At 69.6% G+C, this 18266-nt stretch carries 20 protein-coding genes; 9 read left to right on the forward strand and 11 right to left on the reverse strand.

Going from position 1 to position 18266, the window contains the following annotated elements; genetic code table 11:
* Nucleotides 1–19 precede the first annotated feature (19 nt).
* The 3 genes from ASE50_RS15015 to ASE50_RS15025 all read right to left on the reverse strand — a co-directional run bounded on the left by ASE50_RS15015 (nucleotide 20) and on the right by ASE50_RS15025 (nucleotide 1802).
* Nucleotides 20–1051: a phage major capsid protein gene (locus ASE50_RS15015; RefSeq protein ID WP_056402541.1), complete on the reverse strand. Its 1032-nt coding sequence runs from the start codon at nucleotides 1049–1051 to the stop codon at nucleotides 20–22.
* Nucleotides 1052–1128: 77 nt separating this feature from the next.
* Nucleotides 1129–1506, reverse strand: a complete 378-nt coding sequence (locus ASE50_RS15020) for an HK97 family phage prohead protease (protein WP_200909558.1) — start codon at nucleotides 1504–1506, stop codon at nucleotides 1129–1131.
* Nucleotides 1494–1802 (reverse strand): DUF6127 family protein, encoded by a 309-nt coding sequence (locus ASE50_RS15025; RefSeq protein WP_056000993.1) that lies wholly within the window; start codon nucleotides 1800–1802, stop codon nucleotides 1494–1496. Before ASE50_RS15025 ends, ASE50_RS15020 begins: the two co-directional genes overlap by 13 nt.
* A gap of 35 nt (nucleotides 1803–1837) precedes the next feature.
* On the opposite strand from ASE50_RS15025, the gene ASE50_RS18865 reads away from it, so the two are divergent.
* Entirely contained in the window at nucleotides 1838–1987 is a 150-nt protein-coding gene (locus tag ASE50_RS18865; protein ID WP_156347491.1) for a hypothetical protein, read from the forward strand.
* 6 nt (nucleotides 1988–1993) lie between these two features.
* On the opposite strand, the gene ASE50_RS15030 is transcribed toward ASE50_RS18865, so the two are convergent.
* The 5 genes from ASE50_RS15030 to ASE50_RS15045 all read right to left on the reverse strand — a co-directional run bounded on the left by ASE50_RS15030 (nucleotide 1994) and on the right by ASE50_RS15045 (nucleotide 5791).
* Nucleotides 1994–3121: a phage portal protein gene (locus ASE50_RS15030; protein ID WP_056402274.1), complete on the reverse strand. Its 1128-nt coding sequence runs from the start codon at nucleotides 3119–3121 to the stop codon at nucleotides 1994–1996.
* Nucleotides 3122–3195: 74 nt separating this feature from the next.
* On the reverse strand, nucleotides 3196–3648 hold the full coding sequence (locus ASE50_RS15035) for a DUF2335 domain-containing protein (RefSeq protein WP_056402277.1): 453 nt from the start codon (nucleotides 3646–3648) through the stop codon (nucleotides 3196–3198).
* Between the two features lie 64 nt (nucleotides 3649–3712).
* On the reverse strand, nucleotides 3713–3850 hold the full coding sequence (locus ASE50_RS18870; RefSeq protein ID WP_156347492.1) for a hypothetical protein: 138 nt from the start codon (nucleotides 3848–3850) through the stop codon (nucleotides 3713–3715).
* A gap of 136 nt (nucleotides 3851–3986) precedes the next feature.
* A complete protein-coding gene (locus ASE50_RS15040) occupies nucleotides 3987–5294 on the reverse strand; it encodes a DNA-packaging protein (RefSeq protein ID WP_056402280.1) in 1308 nt (435 codons plus the stop codon).
* Nucleotides 5291–5791 (reverse strand): hypothetical protein, encoded by a 501-nt coding sequence (locus ASE50_RS15045; RefSeq protein ID WP_156347493.1) that lies wholly within the window; start codon nucleotides 5789–5791, stop codon nucleotides 5291–5293. Before ASE50_RS15045 ends, ASE50_RS15040 begins: the two co-directional genes overlap by 4 nt.
* Before the next feature lie 260 nt (nucleotides 5792–6051).
* Here ASE50_RS15045 and ASE50_RS19285 point away from each other — a divergent pair, with 260 nt between their 5' ends.
* Both ASE50_RS19285 and ASE50_RS15050 read left to right on the forward strand, forming a co-directional pair.
* Nucleotides 6052–6222 (forward strand): hypothetical protein, encoded by a 171-nt coding sequence (locus ASE50_RS19285; RefSeq protein ID WP_200909559.1) that lies wholly within the window; start codon nucleotides 6052–6054, stop codon nucleotides 6220–6222.
* Complete coding sequence (locus tag ASE50_RS15050) at nucleotides 6219–6557, forward strand: antitoxin Xre/MbcA/ParS toxin-binding domain-containing protein (RefSeq protein ID WP_235512380.1); 339 nt, start codon at nucleotides 6219–6221, stop codon at nucleotides 6555–6557. The genes ASE50_RS19285 and ASE50_RS15050 overlap by 4 nt, the downstream gene beginning before the upstream one ends.
* Nucleotides 6558–6966: 409 nt before the next feature.
* On the opposite strand, the gene dapF is transcribed toward ASE50_RS15050, so the two are convergent.
* Nucleotides 6967–7917 (reverse strand): diaminopimelate epimerase, encoded by a 951-nt coding sequence (gene dapF / locus ASE50_RS15055; protein WP_056402288.1) that lies wholly within the window; start codon nucleotides 7915–7917, stop codon nucleotides 6967–6969.
* On the reverse strand, nucleotides 7914–8573 hold the full coding sequence (locus ASE50_RS15060) for a glutathione S-transferase family protein (RefSeq protein WP_056402290.1): 660 nt from the start codon (nucleotides 8571–8573) through the stop codon (nucleotides 7914–7916). The genes dapF and ASE50_RS15060 overlap by 4 nt, the downstream gene beginning before the upstream one ends.
* A gap of 67 nt (nucleotides 8574–8640) precedes the next feature.
* Here ASE50_RS15060 and ASE50_RS15065 point away from each other — a divergent pair, with 67 nt between their 5' ends.
* Nucleotides 8641–11064: a DUF2339 domain-containing protein gene (locus ASE50_RS15065; protein WP_162236197.1), complete on the forward strand. Its 2424-nt coding sequence runs from the start codon at nucleotides 8641–8643 to the stop codon at nucleotides 11062–11064.
* A 40-nt stretch (nucleotides 11065–11104) separates the two neighbouring features.
* Here ASE50_RS15065 and ASE50_RS15070 read toward each other — a convergent pair whose 3' ends face one another.
* The gene (locus ASE50_RS15070) at nucleotides 11105–11557 is read right to left on the reverse strand and encodes a DUF6456 domain-containing protein (RefSeq protein WP_056402296.1); all 453 of its coding nucleotides are present in this window, start codon (nucleotides 11555–11557) and stop codon (nucleotides 11105–11107) included.
* Nucleotides 11558–11651: 94 nt separating this feature from the next.
* Between ASE50_RS15070 and ASE50_RS15075 the strand changes: the two genes are divergently transcribed.
* The 5 genes from ASE50_RS15075 (at nucleotide 11652) to tilS (ending at nucleotide 18226) form a co-directional block, all read left to right on the forward strand.
* Nucleotides 11652–12212 carry a helix-turn-helix domain-containing protein gene (locus tag ASE50_RS15075; RefSeq protein WP_056402299.1) on the forward strand — a complete coding sequence of 187 codons (561 nt, stop codon included), beginning with the start codon at nucleotides 11652–11654 and terminating at the stop codon, nucleotides 12210–12212.
* Between the two features lie 127 nt (nucleotides 12213–12339).
* Complete coding sequence (gene ptsP / locus ASE50_RS15080; protein ID WP_056402301.1) at nucleotides 12340–14616, forward strand: phosphoenolpyruvate--protein phosphotransferase; 2277 nt, start codon at nucleotides 12340–12342, stop codon at nucleotides 14614–14616.
* Between the two features lie 275 nt (nucleotides 14617–14891).
* The gene (locus ASE50_RS15085) at nucleotides 14892–15704 is read left to right on the forward strand and encodes a helix-turn-helix domain-containing protein (RefSeq protein ID WP_056402305.1); all 813 of its coding nucleotides are present in this window, start codon (nucleotides 14892–14894) and stop codon (nucleotides 15702–15704) included.
* Between the two features lie 59 nt (nucleotides 15705–15763).
* A complete protein-coding gene (locus ASE50_RS15090; protein WP_056402309.1) occupies nucleotides 15764–16729 on the forward strand; it encodes a hypothetical protein in 966 nt (321 codons plus the stop codon).
* Between the two features lie 450 nt (nucleotides 16730–17179).
* On the forward strand, nucleotides 17180–18226 hold the full coding sequence (gene tilS / locus ASE50_RS15095; protein ID WP_056402312.1) for a tRNA lysidine(34) synthetase TilS: 1047 nt from the start codon (nucleotides 17180–17182) through the stop codon (nucleotides 18224–18226).
* Nucleotides 18227–18266 lie beyond the last annotated feature (40 nt).

Here is an 18266-nt window from a genome sequence, read left to right on the forward strand (position 1 = left end):
ATCGCTCCGCCCCGCTCGATCACGCCGCCGCGATCTTGAGCAGCTTGATCGCCTCCGAATTGACCACCGCCCCGCCGACGCGCTTGGTCGCGTAGAAGTGGACGAACGGCTTGTTCGAATAGGGATCGCGCAGGATCTGCGTCTCGGCGCGCTCGGTGATCAGATACCCCGCCTTGAAATTGCCGAACGCGATCGGGAAACTGCCCGCCGCGATGTCCGGCATGTCCTCCGCCTCGACCACCGGATAGCCCAGCAGCGTATCGGGCTGCCCCGCCGCCAGCCCCGGCATCCACAGGAACGCGCCCTCGGCACTCTTGAACTTGCGGATGCGCGCCGCCGTCTGCGCATTCATCACGAAGGTCGCGCCCTGCCGATATGCTCCGCGCAGCGCCTGGACCAGATCGATCAGCCGGTTCTCCGGCTCGGCGCCAAAGTCCGCCGCCGCCCCGCTCGCCAGATATTGCATCGTCCCGAACGCCCGCGTCGCATCGCCGGTCACGGCGGTCGGCCCGGTCAGGAACCCGCGCGGCCGCCCGATGCCATTGCCGCTGACGAACGCCTGCCCTTCCGCGCGGGCAAACTCGCTCGCGATCTCGCCCGCCAGCCATTGCTCGACATCGAACGCAGCGTCATCCAGCATCGCCTGGCTCGCCGCCGGATTGGCATAGAGTTCCCCCATCGGCGGTGCGATCTCGTTGAAGGTCGGCGTCGCCGTTTCCGGCCGCGCGCCGCCTTCGCTCGCCCAGCCCGATGGCGTGCCGCCGCTGGTCACCAGCTTGCGATAGCCCGCCGTGCCGACGCTCACCACCTGCGCGATGCGGCGGATCGGGCTGGCGGTCTTCAGCGTCGCGCCGATCATCGCATCGATCTCGCGCGGGACCCCCACCCCGCCCGCCGCATCGCTGGTCCCCGCCACCGCCTTGGTCTCGACCTCGGACCCGCTGCGCACGAACGCACCGAAGCCACCCCCCGGCGCGGCCCCGCTCAGCATAGGCCGGCTGCCGCCGACACCCACACCCGAAAAGCTTCCCACCAGCGTATCGATCGTCATACCCTCTTCCCCATGCAAAAAGGGGCGCCGCACCTGCGACACCCCTTCGGTTGAAAAATGATTGTGAAACCGCAGGATCACCCGTCCTCGACGGCATGAATCCGCGCCAGCGGCTGCATCGGCTGCGCGACGATACTGACCTCGACCAGCTCCGCCGCCGCGATCGTCCGCCACGCGCCCTGCTGCACCTGCGTCGCGCGGTACCCGAACGACAGCCCGGTCACCGCCCCGCAGCCGACCAGCCGTGCCGCCTCGCCCCCGTCGATCCGACCGATCACCCGCAAGCCCCGCGCATCCTCGCCGGCCAGCTCGACCGTCCCGATCGGATCGCCCCGATGCTGCCACAGCAGCGGCACCCGCCCGACCGCCGTCAGCGCGCCGGGCAGCACCACATCGCCGCCCCGGTCCGCCCGCCCGAAGATCGCGGCGTACCCTGCGAACCTCACCGCGCCCATTCGGGCCACCCGCTCTTCACCGCGATCCCGACCAGCAGCAGCGCGAACACCATCCGCATCACCCATGCCAGCGCCGCGCGCACCGCCGATCGCTTGGCATCGCGCCACGCCTTCAACAGTTCGCGCAGTTCCTGCACATCGCCCGCCGCCGCCGCATCCGACAGCCCGATCCGCGCCATCGCCCGGCTCGCGCCCAGCTCGCCCGCCTCCTCCGCGATCGCCCGCAGCGTCTGCAGGTCGGCCCCATCGCCCGCCGCCTGTCCCATCAGCTGCGCCAGCAGCACCCCGTCGCCCATCGCCCGTCTCCTGCCTTTGTGCTAGCGGCGTGCCCGTGAGACCCCGCCTGCGCATCATCCTCGCCGCCTTCGGCGCGGCCCTCCTCGCCTTCACCTTCGCGCTGCCCGTGCTGAAGGGGAAACGTTGCACCCAGGCCGGCGGCAGTTTCGACCGCCTGACCATGACGTGTGACCTGCCCCGCTAGGGCCGGTCACAACCCCACGAGCGTCCGCTTCTCCTCCGGCGTCAGGAAATCCGCCCCCGCCACCCGCGCCCACAACTGGTCGCGCTCGTCGCTAAGCGCGACCACCCGGTCGAGATCGACGCGCAGCGCCCCGCTCCCGATCCATCCATCGATCGCCTGCCCCAAGGCGCACAGCACCCGCTCGCCCAGCGGCACGATCGTCTGCCGCCACAGCGCCCGGTTCGCCTCGCGATAATTCGCGAACGTATTGTCGCCGGGCAGCCCGAGCAGCATCGGCGGCACCCCGAACGCCAGCGCGATCTCGCGCGCCGCCTGTGCCTTCAACCCCACGAAATCCATGTCCGCCGGCGTAAGGCTCATCGCCTGCCATTTGAGGCCGCCGTCGAGCAGCATCGGCCGCCCGGCATTGGCCGCGCCGGCAAAGGCGTCGTCCATCTGCGCGCGCAGCCGGTCATATTGTTCGCCCGACAACACCCCGCCATCGCCCGGATCATGGACCAGCGCCCCGGAAGGCCGCGCGGCATTGTCGAGCAGCGCCTTGTTCCACCGCGCCGCCTCGTTATGGATCGCCACCGCGCCTGCCGCCGCACCCAGACACCCCAGCCCATAATGATCGTCGAGCGGGTGGAAGCCGCGGATATGCACCACCATCGGCCGCCCAGCGCCGTCCTCGGCCGCGATCCGCGTCACCCGGTCGCCCACCCGATACCGATACGCGACCGGCCACCCCGCCGCATCCGCCTCGACGGTCACCCGCTCGGGCCGCAGCGCGTACAACTCGCCGATCCCGCCCGCCCCGTCCTCGATCAACTGGATATAGGCATTGCCGTGCAGCAGCAGCTGCGCCCCCACGCTCTCCAGCAATTCCTGCCCCGCCGATCGCGCCGCGACCAGCGCCACCGCCCGCGCGTCCCCCACGACCGGCATCGAAGCGACCCCTTCGGCAACCAGCCGCACCGCGCGCTGCGCGATGGGATTGCCCAGATAGGCAGCGCGCACCTGCGCCTCATAGCCCTGCGCCCATCCCCCCGCCGCCGGCCCGCTCCCTTCACGCCACAACACCGCCCCAGCGCCGCCCCGCGCCAACACCGGACGCGACCCATCGCGCCCGGACCTGCGTCCGAACCATTTCATGTCGATTCTCCTGAAATGAAAAAGGCCCCGCGTCGCCGCGAGGCCAGCCGATCTTCGTCAGGACGCGCTACGTCCTACCCGTCATCCCCTGCCGCATCCCGCGCGTTTCCGCTGGCTGCCGCTCCCTGCGTCTTGCGATAATTCGACAAGGCCACCGTCACCCCGACGATGATCGCCCCGCCCAGCGCCGCACCCGCCTCGGCCGCGCCGCTCGCCACCATATAGGCGACGATGCCCAGCATCATGACCAGCGCGATCAGCATTGCCGCCAGACCGGCGATGTTCAAAACGAACTCCTGCGTTCCCGTCCGCCGGATCATCGCGTGGCGAAAACGCCGCTCTTCCGCCGCACCATCGGCGATCTCGCGTGCCAGCCCCGGCACGACCGCATCGTAATCACGGAGCAGGCTGGCCGGTGGCAGCGGTCCTTGATGGACGAGCATCGTCCGCTCGACGATCTCGCGCCGGACGTCCGGTTCGAACGGTTCGAGGATCGCCTCTACCCGTTCGGCGGCTTCTTCCTCCATGCTGTTGCGGTCGGGAACGATCGCCCGATCGTTCCGTCTGTCGGGGTCGTCCGGCCGTGGACCGTCACCCAATGGCGCGATCGCCCTTATGCTTCATCGACCGGCGCAGATCATCGCCCACCGCCTGCCAATCGGACAGGACCGATCCCTGTTCCAGCGACGACCAGGTCTTTTCCATGCGCGGCGGAACGATGATTCGCATCGCGCCATCCAACAGGGATCTACCGGTCCGGGCAGGGGTAATTCGCATCGCCTTCTTCATCGCTCAAATCGCCCGTCATCGCAACGACCACGTCATGCCATGAAGTAATTACGCGACGGTTGCGATCAATGTTCCCTCACAACACCCGCACCGTCGCGACCCCACGCCGCCCGAACATCAACTCCTGCATCGCCCACACCAGCGCATCGGCCCGGTCGGGCGACCGCCCCGGCCCCTGATAGCCGCCCCCGGCGATCAGCCCGCACAATTCGTCCTCCAGCGCCGGGAACGCCCCGACATGGAACGCCCGGCCATGTTCGTACAGCGCCACGATCGGCTCGGCCCGCGCCGCCTTGCTCCGCGACGCATGGACCAGCGTCACCGGCAGCCCGGCCTCCGCCGCGCGCAGCACGCTCTCGACCATCGCCCCGCCCTGGTTCGATTCCGCCACCACCCGGTCCGCGCCATGCCGCGCCGCGCACGCCGCGACGGCTCCCGCCCAGCCCTCGGGCGACAGGCCGTGAACGCTCGCATCGGCCAGCACATAGCCATGGCCATCCTCGCCCAGCCCGACCGCGACGATCCCGCACGCATCGCCATCGACCCCCGCCGGCGGATCGACCCCGACCACCACCCGCACCAGCGTCGGCGGCATCGCCACCCGCTGCGTCTCGATCAGCGACCGCTGCCACAGCGCGCCCGCCACCTCCTCGATCAGCTCGCCGTCCAGCTCCTGCCGCCCCAGCCTTGTGCCCGCATAGCTGCTCTCGATCTGTGCGAAGTAACTTTCGGCCAGATGCCGGTTGTCGCGCGACCGTCCGCCGGTGATCCGCACCCCCGGCATCGCCCGGATGCGCCGCAGCAGCGGGATCAGGCGGGGCGTGGTCGTGACCAGTGTCTGCGGCCGTTCCCCCACCCGCATCCCCATCATCAGATTGTCCCAGGTCGCATCGGCATTGCGCCATTTCGCCAGCTCGTCGCACCACGCGATATGATGCTCCGGCCCGCGCAGCCCGTCCGGGCTTTCGGCGGCATAGACGAACGCCTGCGCGCCCGACCCGAACTCGACCATGCCGTGCGATGGCCGATAGTGGACGGTGCCATAATGTCGTCCGACCGCCAGCAGCCCGGCCGGTCCCCGCACCATCACCGTTTCGACATCGCGACGGTTCGCCCCGACCAACGCGATCCGCAGACCGGGCCGGTCCGCCGCCTGCGCGCATACCCATTGCGCCCCGGCGCGGGTCTTGCCAAAGCCCCGCCCCGCCTGGATCAGCCATACCGTCCAGTCATTGTCGGCAACCGTCTGTCCGGAATGGGCATAGACGCTCCACCGCGTCGCCAGTTCGAGCCGCCGGCTGGGGGTCAGCCGCGACACGATCCGCGCCTGATCGGCATCGTTCAGGCCGATCAGCTCGTCGATCATCGGATCGCGCGCGATCATGCCTGTTTCTCACGCTGGCCGCGCAGGATGCGCAATTGTTCCAGCAGCATCGCATCGGTTTCGGCCTGCGTCGCGCGATGCCGGGCCTCGCGAACTCCGGGACCGCCGCTACCCTTTTGCGACACCTGATAGCGTTCGAGCAGCCGCATCGCCTGATCGACGGTCATCGGTGCGACGATCACGTCCCCCACGTCCGTACCGCCGGTGTCGCCATCCTCGAACGCGGCCACGGCCTTGCGCAGCAATTCGGCTTCCAGCCGTTCATACCCGACCAGCATCGCGTTGCGCATCTGCTCGGCGAACACCGGATCGCGGCGGCGCAGCGCGTACAGACCGGGCTTGGTCATGCCCACCGCCGCCAACGCCGCTGCCATGTTGCAGGTGGCGGCAATCTGATCGAGAAACGCCGCACGACGCGCGTCGGTCCAGCCATGCACCACACGTCGCCGTTGCAGCGGACGGTTCGTCGCACTCCGGATCACGCTACCTGTTGCCATATCCCCACCCCCCCCAGACGCCATTCGGGGCCGACGACGTTTCCGCCCGGCCCCGATCCCCACCATTTCCGATGTTCCTGTTTTGTGCCAGATGAGCGTGACGATGTCAAGCGCAATGTTCCTATCTGGTTCGTTTTGTGTCGACCATGGCGACGGCGGCACCGCCTCCCCATATGGGGTGTATCGTTGGCAGATGGTCCGTAGGCGCCAGCGACCGGGAGACCTGCGTGCTTCCGCTTACGCTGTTGGGAGCGTCGAATATGGACCTCAACGATTTGCTGCACCGCCATCAGGTGGCGCTGATGCGCGCGGCCTCCGCCGTCACGAACGAGGCGCGCGAGTCGCACGACGGCACCGCGCGCTGCTACGAAACGAAGATCGAAACGGTGCGCAGCATCCTCGGTGCCTCCGGCCGGATGGTGGCAGCATGACCGCCGCCCCCGACACGCTGGCCGACCTGCCCGCCGACGCCGTGGCCGACCTGCCCGTCGAAGCCGTGGCCGAAGCCCCCGCCGAAACCCCGCGCAAACCCGGCGCGATGCGCTTCAAGCGCAAATACACGACGGTACGCCTCACCCCCGATCAGGCCAGCCGTCAGGGTCAGGTCGCGACCAGCGCCTTTCGCCGCTTCGGCGAGCGTGACAAGGCGATGGCGTTCCTGAACGACCATGACGACGCCCTTGGCGGCCGCCCGCTCGACCTCGCCATCGCGAGTGCGGAGGGCCTGCAAAGCGTCGAAGCGGCGATGCTGGCGCGGACGGCATAATCACGCATCGATCCATCTCGCGGGGCAGGCGCTCCGCGAGAGTCGGATTGACGAGGGTCTCTGCGAACGTCCCGCGCTCCTTCTCGGCGTGACCATACCCACGCGCAGGCGGGGGTCCAGACGACCCGGTTCAACCGCGACATACCCCGGAAGGCGTACCCCCGCGTAGGCGGGGGTCCAGAGCCGCACAAAACGACGGCTATTGCCGGCGGCCCTGGCCCCCGCCTGCGTGGTGGCACGGCAGAAGGCAACCGGCACTTCGCACGGGATTTGGCCAAGAGAGGCGAGACCTTCCCCCCCCCCGTTCAGTTCGAGCAGCTTCGAGCCTGTCGAGAAGCGTCCGTCGAGAACCCCGCCCGCCTGGGTCACCCCCTCTCGACAAGCCCGAACCGAACGGGAAGTGGCCAACTCACAACCCCGCCAACATTCCCTCCCAAGCCGCAACCTCCTCCTCGCGCCGCGCCACGATCCGCAGCGGCCCGACCGAACCGGTCGCCGGATCGACCTCGATCTCGCCGTCCCATGCGAATGTCGCATTCCCCGCGATCGTCACGACATCACCGACCTCGGCCGTCGCGCGCACCATGCCGCCCCGGTTGAAGACCCGCGTCTCCACGCTCCAGCCGATCCGCCCGGTCCGCGCCGCCGCCAGCGTCGACGCCGCCATCGCGCTGCCGCAGCTGTTGGTCAGCCCGACACCGCGTTCATAGGTCCGCACGAACAGCGCGCGTTCATGCCCCTGTTCGCGCAGTTCGACGAAACTGACATTGGCCCGCGCCGGGATCAGCGCCGGCCCCGCCTCGCACCAGTCGCCCAGCATCACCAGCTCGCCATCGTCGACCGCGTCGACGAACGCCACCAGATGCGGGTTGGGCATGGCGACGGCGGTGAAGCGTCGCTCGCTCGGCAATCCGGGGATCGCCGCCTCGACGAACGCCGCGTCGCCGACGGTCAGCCCGACGTCCGCCGGCAGCAGCGATACCGGTCCGACCTTCGTCTCGATCGTGGTGACGCCTGTCGCGATCGGCGCGACCCGCCGCGCCTCCGCGTCACTGACCTTCAGCCGCACCCGCCCGGCTTCGGTGTCCGTCACCTCGAACCCCAGCCGCGCGGTACAGCGCAGGCCGTTCAGGCACGTCTCCGCCTCCGACCCATCGGGATTGAACATCCGCATCCCGAAAATATGCGATCGATCTTCGCCAGTTAACAACAACAACCCATCGCCGCCAACGTCCCCGCGCCGGTCCGCCAACGCCCGCGCCACCCGCGCCCATTCCTGATCGGACAGATCGATCCCCCGCGCATCGATCAGGGGGAAGTCGTTGCCAGAACCATGGCAATGCACAAACATGAACTTCATACCGCTGCCGTTGCCCGTACCTTGGCGATAAAGCCGCGCTCCGCCGCCAGCCGCCGGGCAAAGGCCGGCCGCGCCAGCATCCTGTCCAGATAGCGCGCCAGTTCCGGATGGCCCGCCGCCTCGATCGGCGCGGTCGCGTGCAGCGAACTCGCCAGCGCGCTGGTCACCGCGATATCGGCCAGCGTGAAACCGTCCCCGACCAGAAAGTCGCGCCCCGTCACCGCCTGTTCCAGATAGGCGAGGATCGGCGGCCACTGATCGCGCTCGGCCCGGTCCGCCGCCGCCGCATCGCCCGGCATCCCGCGCAGCAACGGCCCGACCACCCGATTAAACAACATCGTCCTGCCCGTGGCGAAGATCACCGTATCCGCCAGCTCGTCGAACCAGATCGTCCGCCCGCGCAGCCGCGCATCGGCCGGGATCAGCGCCGGTTCGGGATGTTCCGCCTCCAGATAGGCGATGATCGCGCTCGAATCGGACAGGGAGTAGTCGCCGTCGACCATCGCCGGGATCTGTCCGAACGGGCTGATCGCGCGGAACGTTGGCGCAGTATCGCCTGGCGCGGTCGGGACCAGCTCGACTTCCAGCCCCTTTTCCTCCGCAAAGACCACCGCCTTGCGCACGAAGGGCGAGATGGTCGATCCGTATATCTTCATGGGTGCGTCTCCATTGGCCCCGAAGGGGGGCGACACTGGCCCCCGGCCTGTGCCACAACCGGTGGTGGTGACGATAGTCCTCCTCCTCGCGGTGATCGCCCTGTCGGTCGCGCTGGCCCGGTTGCAGCAGCGCGTCGTGGCGCTGGAGGCACGACTGGCCGCCCCAACGCCGCCGATCGCCCTGCCCGAAGCGGCGGCACCCGAGGTGCCCCGCCCCCGCATAGCCCCACCCCGTGCGACGCTGCGCCGTCCAAGCCTACCGACCATACCGAGCATCGATTTCGAAACGCTGGTCGGCAGCCGCCTGCCGGTATGGATCGGCGGGCTAGCGCTGGTCGTCGGCGGTATCTTCCTCGTGCGGCTGTCGATCGAGGCGGGGTGGCTGACCCCGGCGATCCGCACCGCGTTCGCCGCCGCCTTTGCGCTGGCGCTGCTGATCGGCAGCGAAGCGGCCCGCCGCCTGCCGGCCACCCACGACGACCCGCGCATCGCCCAGGTGCTGGCCGGGGCCGGCATCGCCTCGGCCTATGCCACACTCTATCTCGCCGCCGCGCTCTATCATCTGGTCGACCCGCTCGCCGGGTTCGCGATGATGCTGGCGATCACCGCACTCGGCCTGTTCCTCGCGCTGCGTCACGGCCCGCCGACCGCAGTGATGGCGCTGGTCGGCGGGTTCGCGGCACCGCTGGTCGCCGGCTATGACGCGGCGGGCATCGGCGGGCTGCTGGTCTATCTAGGCCTGTTCGTCGCCGCCCTGCTCAGCCTCGCCATCGTACGCGGCTGGGCGTGGCTGGCGATGAGCGCGCTGGTCGCCGCGTTCGGCTGGGCGGGGTTGCTGATCGCGCTGGTCCCGCCCGACCGGCTGGCCGGCATCGGCGCGTTCCTCGTCGCTCTCGCGATCGGCGGCAGCCTCGCCGCCCCGCGCGCCACGATCGAGCGCCGCTGGCTGCGCGCCGCGCCGCTCCTCGCCGCACTGGTCCAGATGCTGGCGATCGCGCCGATGCTAGATTTCTCGGCGCTGGCATGGGGCTTCTACCTGACGCTGTCGGCGGCGGCGCTGTTCCTTGCATGGCGTGACAGCGCGCTGCTGCCCGCCGCGATCGCCGCCGCGATCCTCGTCACCCTGCTAACCGCCGCCGGGATGGTGCAGGACGACGGCAACGCGACCGAATCGATGGTGCCGATCGCCATGCTGATCTTCGTGGGGGCCGGTGCCGGGTTGTCGCGGCGCAGCGCCGGCTGGGCATGGGTCGCGCTGATCGGCAGCGTCGGCCCGCTGCTGGCGACACAGCTCTGCACGCCATGGATCGCGCGCCCGCTGCCATGGTTGCTGCTGGCACTGGCCGGGGCGGCGCTCGCATGGCGGCACCGCGACCGCAGCGGGGCGGGCGACGTTGGACTGGTCGGGGGTGTTGCCACGGTCGCGCTGGCGGTCGGCATCGTGTTCGCCACCTATCTGCCCGCGCCATGGCTCGCGCTCGCGCCGCTGGCGGCGGGCGGGGTGCTGCTCGCCGCGCTGCGCCTCGATTCCGCCGCGATCGGACGGCTGGCCGCGCTGCCATGGCTGTTGCTGATCCTCGCCGCCGCCGAACCGATCGCGCAGATCGGCGTGGCGCTCGGCAAGTCGCTCGGCTTCGACGTCTTTCCCTACGCCTATCTGCCAAGCGCCGCCGATGCCGCCACGCTCCTTCTTCTGCCCGGCATCGCCATCCTTGCGGCGGCATGGCGCGCGCCGGCGCTGTTCGCCTCGTTCCGCCGGGTCATCGTGCCGGTCGAGATCGCGCTGACCGTCCTCGGCAGCTATGTCCTGCTCAAACAACCCTTCGCCATCGCCACCCTGCCCGCCTTCGAAGCCAACGGGTTCATCGAGCGCGTCCTGCTGACCGACCTCGCGCTGCTGATCGGTGCCTTGCTGTGGCAACGGCATCGCAGGCTCGCCACCGCCTTCCTCGCGCTCGGCCTCGCGCGCCTTGCCTGGTACGACCTGCTCGGCCTCAATCCGATCTGGATTCCGCAGGCGGTCGGCCCGCTCCCGCTGCTCAACGCCGCCACGCTCCACCTCGGCTTCGCCGCCGCGCTGGTCTGGCGGCTACGCGATTTTCCCCGCCGCAGCCTGATCGCGGCGCTGCTCACCCTTGCCGCGACACTCGCCACCATTCGCCAGTTGGCGCATGGCACGCTGCTGACCGGTCCGGTGTCGACGCCCGAAAACTGGGGCTATTCGGCAGCGATGCTCGGCCTCGCGATCGTGTGGCTGTGGCGCGGTCTGTCGGTGGGCAGTGCCGACCTGCGCCGCTTCGGCCTCGCGCTGCTGACCCTCACCACGCTGAAGGTCTTCCTGATCGATGCCGCCGCGCTGGCGGGCGTGCTGCGCATCCTGTCGTTCATGGGGCTGGGCGCGGCGCTGATCGCGATCGGCTGGGCGTATCGGAAGTTTCTGGTTGCGGCCCCGGCCCGCTCCCCCACCCCACCACCCACGCAAGTATCCTGACTGGGTGGTGGGGTGGGGGAGCGGGCCGGGGCCGTCTTCCTCAAAACCGGTAATGCGCCGCCAGCCGATCGAGCGCCAGCGTAAGCACCAGCCGCCCGGCGCGCGCCGGCCAGCCCAGCGCCTTCTCCGCCGCCGGCAGACCCTCGTTCGCGCACACCGTCCGCCACAGAATGTCCGACAGCCCCGGCCCGACAGCCGTGATCGCCGCATCGAACCGGGCTCTCGCCGCGACCTGCCTGCCCGACGGGTCGACCGGCGCGCCGTTGCTGCCGCGTGGCGCGCCGTCCCAGCGCATCGTCACCTGCGGCCCCAGCGACGCCCGTTCGAAATCGCCGCGCAGCCGCTCCCCCGCCTCGAACTGCCGTCCATCGACCAGCGACCGCGCTTTGAGCCAGTCGAGCGGCGATTCGCGCAGGTTGACCGTCACCCGCCGCCCGCCCGCCACATCGCGGATCCGCCCGGCCTCCAGCCGCCGTTCCACCAGTTCGCGCATTCCCTGTCTCCCATCACCGAGTCCGGCGGGCTTGCCATGGGGTCACGCTTGTAGGAAAGCGATTGTACCAGATGGGTTTGCGAAAGGGCCATTGATGATTACCGCCATCCGCGAGGTGCGCCGCGCCCGCGGGCTGACGCTGGAGGAGGTCGCGATCCGGTGCGTGCCGCCCACCACCGCGCAGACCATCGGCCGCCTCGAAACCGGTACGCGGACCGTGTCGGTCGGCTGGCTGAACCGCATCGCCGGGGCGCTGGCGGTCGATGCCGCCGATCTGGTCCGCCTGCCCGAACGGCCCGACCTGCCGGTCGCCGCGCTGCTCGACGCATCGGGTGCCGCCGCACCGCGCCGGGCGATGAGCGTCACCCCGCCGCGCATCGAACCCGATCTCGTCACCGTGATCGTGCAGAGCGCGACCGGCGACTATCGCGCGGGCGACCTCGTCTGGTGCCGCCGCCTCGCGCCCGCCGACTACCTCGCCGCGCTCCACCGCGACGTCCTCGCCCCCGGCCCCGCCGGCCGCTTCGTGTACGGCCGGCTGCTCGCGTTCGATGGCGACGCGGTGTCGCTGCTCCCGACCCGGCTCGGTGCCAGCCCCGTCGCGCTGATCGCCCCGTGGCTCGCGGTCGCCGAACGGCTGGTCCGCAATCTGTGACGCCTCTCCCCTCCCCGACAAGGGAGGGGAGAAACGACATTCTTGATCCGAATGAGAAAGATCCGATTGCCCCGCCCCCGACCTAAAGCGTCGTGACGCCCCCTCCTTCCCGTGTTAGCCCTGCGCCATGCCCCTATCGGCCACTGCCTCCGCCCGCGAAATCCTGACGAACCTTCACGACGTGATGGCGTCGCGAAGTCCGGCGCAGGCCAAGCTCAATTCGGTCGTCCGCATCATCGCCGAGGCGCTCGATAGCGAGGTCTGCTCGATCTACCTGCTGCGCGAGGGGCTGCTCGAACTCTTCGCCACGGTCGGCCTCGCGCAGGAGGCGGTTCACGTCACCAAATTCGCGCCGGGCGAAGGGCTGGTCGGCACCATCGTCGCCAATGTCGAAACGCTGAACCTCGCCGAGGCGGCGAGCCATCCCGACTTCGCCTATCGCCCGGAAACGGGGGAGGACAAATATCACAGCTTTGCCGGCGTGCCGGTCATCCGCCGCGAACGCGCCGTCGGCGTGCTGACCGTGCAGCATGCCGACCCGCGCCGCTATGCCGATATCGAGATCGAGGCGCTGCAGACCGTCGCGATGGTGCTGTCCGAACTGATCGCCAATGCCGACCTGATCGACGCGACCGCCGGTGCGTCGATCCGGCCGCAGGCGACCGGCGCGGTGCGGGTGCCCGGCTTCAAGCTGGTCGAGGGGATGGGCGCGGGCGTCGCCGTCTTTCACCAGCCGCGCATCGTCATCGAACATACCGTGGCCGAGGATACCGAGGCGGAGCGCCACCGCGTCTATGCCGCGTTCGACAAGATGCGCGACCAGATCGAACGCATGTCGAACCAGGCCGAATTCGGTGTCGGCGGCGAACATGACGAGGTCCTCGCGACCTACAAGATGTTCGCCTATGACGAGGGCTGGGCACGCCGCATCAACGAGGCGATCGACAGCGGCCTGACCGCCGAGGCCGCGATCGAGCGCGTGCAGCAGCGCACCCGGATGCGGATGCGCGAGATCAAGGATCCGTTGCTCGCCGACCGGATGCACGATCTGGAGGACCTGTCCAACCGGTTGCTGCGCATCGTGTCGGGCCAGCTTGGCACCGCCGCGCAAATGGGCCTGCGACAGGACACCGTTCTGATCGCGCGCAACCTCGGCCCCGCCGAGTTGCTCGAATATGACCGCCGCCGGCTGAAAGGGGTCGTGCTGGAGGAAGGGTCGCTGACCGCGCACGTCGTCATCGTCGCCCGTGCGATGGGCGTGCCGGTATTGGGCCGCGTCCGCGACGTCCGCCGCCTGATCGCGGAGGGCGACCGGCTGTTGCTCAATTCGGTCGAGGATCTGCTGGTCATCCGCCCGACCCCGGCGATGGAGGAAGCGTTCGAGGCGAAGCTGGCGCTGACCCAGAAACGCCGCGCCACCTTCGCCGCGATGAAGGGCGAACCGCCCGTCACGCGCGACGGCCATCGCATCACGATGATGGTCAATGCGGGCCTGCGCGACGACGTCGCCGCGCTCGACCTGACCGGGGCCGACGGCATCGGCCTGTTCCGTACCGAATTCCAGTTCCTCGTCTCCGCCACCCTGCCGCAGCGCGAGCGCCAGCAGCGGCTCTATCGCGACGTGCTGGACGTCGCCGGCGACCGCCCGGTGGTGTTCCGCACCGTCGATATCGGCGGCGACAAGGCACTGCCCTATCTCGACCATGCCGAGGGGCATGACGAGGAAAATCCCGCAATGGGCTGGCGCGCGCTCCGCCTCGCGCTCGGTCGCGAAGGGTTGATGAAGGCGCAGGCCCGCGCCCTGATCGAGGCCGCCTCGGGCCGAACCCTGAACGTCATGTTCCCTATGGTGTCCGAACCTTGGGAATTCGAGGAAGCCCGCACCCTGTTCGAGGCGCAGCGCGAATGGCTGCGCGGGCGCGGCAAGTCGCTGCCGACCGACATCCGGTACGGCGCGATGCTGGAGGTGCCGGCGCTCGCCGACGTGCTCGATTTCCTGTGGCCGCAGCTGGACTTCCTGTCGATCGGCACCAACGACCTCACGCAATTCCTGTTCGCCGCCGACCGCGCCGACCCGCGCCTCGCCATGCGCTACGACTGGCTGTCGCCGGCGATCCTGCGCTTCCTGCGCCGCGTTACGAAAGCCGCCCATGAAGCGGGCAAGCCGGTCGCGGTGTGCGGCGAAATGGGCGGGCGTCCCCTCGAAGCGATGGCGCTGATCGCGCTCGGCATCGACCGCCTGTCGATCACCCCGGCGGCGGTCGGCCCGGTCAAGGCGATGATCCGCTCACTCGACCGGCAAGCGGCGATGGCCGAGATCGACCGCCTGCTCGCCATCCCCACCCGCACCCTCCGCCCCGCCCTCGAAGAATGGGCCAGGACGAACGGCGTGGAACTCTCCTGAAACTTCTCCCCGCCTGCGGGGAGGAGTCATGCGCCAACAAATCCTCCCCGCTCGCGGGGAGGGGGACCATGCGCAGCATGGTGGAGGGGGGCGTCCGCATACGGCATGGCTGCATCGCGCGGCGAACCCCCTCCGCCAACTGCCCCCACCCGCATGACATACGATCCCCGCCCCAATTCCCCGACAACTCCCCGCTCCGGCGTTGACAGGCGCAGCCTGCTGGCCGAAACCCCTCCGCGACCGGGGGCTGGCAGCAGCGGGTAAGAAGGGTAGTGATGATGGACGGCGACGGCACCACGGGCACGCCACGCACGGCGGGCATGATGCTGCGCTCCGCACGCGAGGCGCAGGGCCTGACCCTGTCCGACATCGCGCAGCGCACCCGCATTCCGCTCCGCCACCTCGAAGCGGTCGAGGACGGCAAGTTTCAGGCGCTCCCGTCCAGCACCTATGCGATGGGGTTCGGCCGCGCCTATGCCCGCGCGGTGAACATCGACGAGACCGATGTCGCCCGCGCGCTGCGCGCCGAACTCGCCACCAATTATCAACGTCCCGAACCGCTGCAGGACCTTGAGCCGATCGACGTGCGCCGTGGCCCGTCGGGCGGGCTGGTCGCCGCCGCCGCCGCGATCGCCATCGTGCTGTTGCTGGTCGCCGGTGTGTTCTTCGGCACGTCGCTGTTCCGGCAGGACGAACCGGCAACCCCCGCCGCAACCGTCGCCGGCGATCTCGGCATGTTGCCCGAAGCCACCCCGACCGCGGCCCCCGGCGGTGCCAGCGTCCCCGTCGCCGCCCCGGCCAGCGGCGGACAGGTGACGCTCACCGCCACTGGCCCGGTCTGGGTCCGGATTTTCGACGATTCGGGCACGCTGGTGAACAAGGAAATGGCCGCGAACGAGCGTTACGACGTGCCCGCGACCGCCAAAAACCCGCAGATCCGTACCGGCCGCCCCGATCTGCTGACCGTCACGCTCAACGGATCGAACGTGCCGCCGCTCGGCACCGCCGAACGCGCGGTCACCGTCGGCATCAGCGCCGACGCGATCCGCAATCGCACCACGCCCACCCCGACCCCCACGGCGGGTTAAGCGTGGCGACTGGCGACATGCGCCACCGTCTTTCCCGTTCCGCCTCGAAGGGCCTTTCCATGCGACCTCTCCTCGGCCTGCCGCTCGCCGCGCTCGGCCTGCTCCTCGCCCTGCCCACCGCCGCCCAGGATCAGGGTGCGCTCGACGGCCGCGTCAACAAGCTCGAGCGCGAGATGCGCGCCGTGCAGCGCAAGGTGTTCCCCGGCGGCGCCCCCAATCAGGTCGAGCCGCAGATCACCGCGCCGACCCAGCCGACCGACATTCCCGGTTCCCCGTCGAGCGGCCCGCTCGCCACGCTGACCGCGCGGATCGACGCGCTCGAATCGCAGCAACAGTCGCTGACCGGCCAGCTCGAACAGGTGCAGTACAAGCAGCGCCAGCTCGAGGAATCCTTCGCCGCCTACAAGGCCGCGACCGATGCCCGGCTGAAGACTGCCGAGGCCGGCGCACTGCCCCCCGCCACCCCCGGCGCGGTCGCCGCAGCGGGCGACACCAGCACCGACACCGACACGCCGCCGGCCCCCACGCGCGGTCCGGGCAATGGCGGCGGCACGCTCGGCACGCCTGCCGCCACGCCCGCCGCCGACCCGGCCCGCGCCGCCCGCGTGAACGCGATCGAGAAGCCCGCGACCGGCGACGCGGCCGAGGATGGCTATACCTATGGCTATCGCCTGTGGAACGCGAAACTCTATCCCGAAGCGATCGCCGCGCTCCGTCCGGTCGTCCAGCAATATCCCAAACACCGCCGCGCCAGCTTCGCCCAGAACCTGATCGGCCGCGCCTATCTCGACGACGGCAAGCCCAGCCTCGCCAGCCGCGAGTTCTACGAAAACTACAAAAACGCCCCCGACGGCGAACGCGCCCCCGACAGCCTGTTCTATCTGGCCGATGCCCTCACCAAGCTGAAGAAGACGAAGGAAGCTTGCGATGTCTATGGCGAGCTGACCGATGTCTATGGCGACAAGATGTCGGCAACGATGAAGGCTGACATTGTGAAGGGCCGGACCGCGAACAAGTGTGTGTGACGCAGGCACGGCAAGAGAGCTTGGCCTATCGTCTCGTCCGTTCGTGCTGAGTAGGGACTGAGCTTGTCGAAGGCCCGTATCGAAGCACTGGTGCAGGTCCTTCACCACCTTGTTTCGACAGGCTCGACAACTACGCAGGATGAATGGCGGGGTGTTGCGCCCGGGCGACCCGGCCGGACTACGCGCCTATCCATTACCGGGATGACCTCCCCCCCACCCAACCCGTTCAGTTCGAGCAGCTTCGAGCGAAGTCGAGAAGAGGCTCGGGTGGACCATGCCCCGCATGGTCCAGAATTGTCCGGGGGACAATTCGACCCGAACCTCGTCGAGAACCCGTTCGTTTGGGCCACAGCCTTCTCGACTACAGTTCTCGACAAGCTCGAACCTCCGCTCGAAGCAAACGGATGGGGGGAAGCAGGTCAATGTGAAACCACTGCACACCAAGCCTCAATGACCCTCCCGCCCGAAGCCATCACCCGCTTCACCACCGACCTTACCGCGCTCGCCCCCGCCCCAACGCCGGCCGCCCCGCTCGCGGTCGCCGTCTCCGGCGGCCCGGACTCGATGGCGATGCTGGCCCTCGCTACCGCCGCCTTCCCGAACGCGGTCATCGCCGCCACCGTCGACCACCGCCTGCGCCCCGCCGCCGCGCAGGAAGCCGCAATGGTCGCCACATGGTGCGCAACCCACGGCATTCCCCACGCCACCCTGTGCCCCGACCACCCCCCGGCCGGGGCCAGTATCCAGGCACAGGCCCGCCACCTCCGCTACGCTCTCCTCGCCGGCTGGGCGCTCGCGGCAAAGGCCGGCGCGCTCGCCACCGCGCACCATGCCGACGATCAGGCCGAAACCTTCCTGATGCGCGCCGCGCGCGGTTCCGGCCCCGCCGGTCTCGCCGGCATCCGCCCCCGCTGGGACTTTCGTGCCGATCGATGGGCCGCCGACCCGGCCCGACCCCCGGCAAAGGCCGGGCTACGGCCCGATGGCGAGGCACCGGCCCTCCCCGTCATCCGCCCCCTTCTGAACTGGCGTCGAGCCGAACTACGCACCCTCGCCGCCGACCTGCCCTTCATCGACGACCCGTCGAACACCGACCCGCGCCACGACCGTACCCATGCCCGCGCGCTGCTCGCCACCGGCCAGATCGACCCGCTCGCGCTCGCCGCCGCCGCCGCGCATTGTCGCGACGTCGATACGGCGCTGACCGACACCGTCGACTGGCTCTGGCGCACCCGGCGCACGGCCGACGACGCAGCGACCCGGATCGACGTCACCGAGCTGCCGCGCGAGCTTCGCCGTCGCCTCGCCCGCCGCGCGATCGGCGACGTCCGCGCGACTCACGCCGTCACCGAAGGCCGCTGGTCCGACGCCGCCAATATCGAATCGCTGCTCGACGCGCTCGAGTCGGGGAAACCGGCGACCCAGGCCGGCATTATGGTCGTGCCGAAGCGGCAAATCTGGCGGTTTTCTCCCGCTCCGCCGCGTCGTTCAGTCTGATCGACGTTGTTCCATTGTCATTAACCTTCGCTGGCCTATC

It is taken from the genome of Sphingomonas sp. Leaf5 (genome assembly GCF_001421155.1).
Classification (GTDB): Bacteria; Pseudomonadota; Alphaproteobacteria; order Sphingomonadales; family Sphingomonadaceae; genus Sphingomonas.

Bases quoted from the DNA above. Each gene is read 5' to 3' on its own strand.
- ASE50_RS15040 (WP_056402280.1), bottom strand. From the start codon at position 5,294: ATGATCGCGCGCGATCCGATGATCGACGAGCTGATCGGCCTGAACGAT.
- ASE50_RS15025 (WP_056000993.1), bottom strand. From the start codon at position 1,802: ATGGGCGACGGGGTGCTGCTGGCGCAGCTGATGGGACAGGCGGCGGGC.
- ASE50_RS15030 (WP_056402274.1), bottom strand. From the start codon at position 3,121: ATGAAATGGTTCGGACGCAGGTCCGGGCGCGATGGGTCGCGTCCGGTG.
- ASE50_RS15045 (WP_156347493.1), bottom strand. From the start codon at position 5,791: ATGGCAACAGGTAGCGTGATCCGGAGTGCGACGAACCGTCCGCTGCAA.
- ASE50_RS15050 (WP_235512380.1), top strand. From the start codon at position 6,219: ATGACCGCCGCCCCCGACACGCTGGCCGACCTGCCCGCCGACGCCGTG.
- ASE50_RS15075 (WP_056402299.1), top strand. From the start codon at position 11,652: ATGATTACCGCCATCCGCGAGGTGCGCCGCGCCCGCGGGCTGACGCTG.
- ASE50_RS19285 (WP_200909559.1), top strand. From the start codon at position 6,052: ATGGACCTCAACGATTTGCTGCACCGCCATCAGGTGGCGCTGATGCGC.
- ASE50_RS15035 (WP_056402277.1), bottom strand. From the start codon at position 3,648: ATGGAGGAAGAAGCCGCCGAACGGGTAGAGGCGATCCTCGAACCGTTC.
- ptsP (WP_056402301.1), top strand. From the start codon at position 12,340: ATGCCCCTATCGGCCACTGCCTCCGCCCGCGAAATCCTGACGAACCTT.
- ASE50_RS15020 (WP_200909558.1), bottom strand. From the start codon at position 1,506: ATGGGCGCGGTGAGGTTCGCAGGGTACGCCGCGATCTTCGGGCGGGCG.
- ASE50_RS15085 (WP_056402305.1), top strand. From the start codon at position 14,892: ATGATGGACGGCGACGGCACCACGGGCACGCCACGCACGGCGGGCATG.
- ASE50_RS15070 (WP_056402296.1), bottom strand. From the start codon at position 11,557: ATGCGCGAACTGGTGGAACGGCGGCTGGAGGCCGGGCGGATCCGCGAT.
- tilS (WP_056402312.1), top strand. From the start codon at position 17,180: ATGACCCTCCCGCCCGAAGCCATCACCCGCTTCACCACCGACCTTACC.
- ASE50_RS15060 (WP_056402290.1), bottom strand. From the start codon at position 8,573: ATGAAGATATACGGATCGACCATCTCGCCCTTCGTGCGCAAGGCGGTG.
- ASE50_RS15015 (WP_056402541.1), bottom strand. From the start codon at position 1,051: ATGACGATCGATACGCTGGTGGGAAGCTTTTCGGGTGTGGGTGTCGGC.
- dapF (WP_056402288.1), bottom strand. From the start codon at position 7,917: ATGAAGTTCATGTTTGTGCATTGCCATGGTTCTGGCAACGACTTCCCC.
- ASE50_RS18870 (WP_156347492.1), bottom strand. From the start codon at position 3,850: ATGCGAATCATCGTTCCGCCGCGCATGGAAAAGACCTGGTCGTCGCTG.
- ASE50_RS15090 (WP_056402309.1), top strand. From the start codon at position 15,764: ATGCGACCTCTCCTCGGCCTGCCGCTCGCCGCGCTCGGCCTGCTCCTC.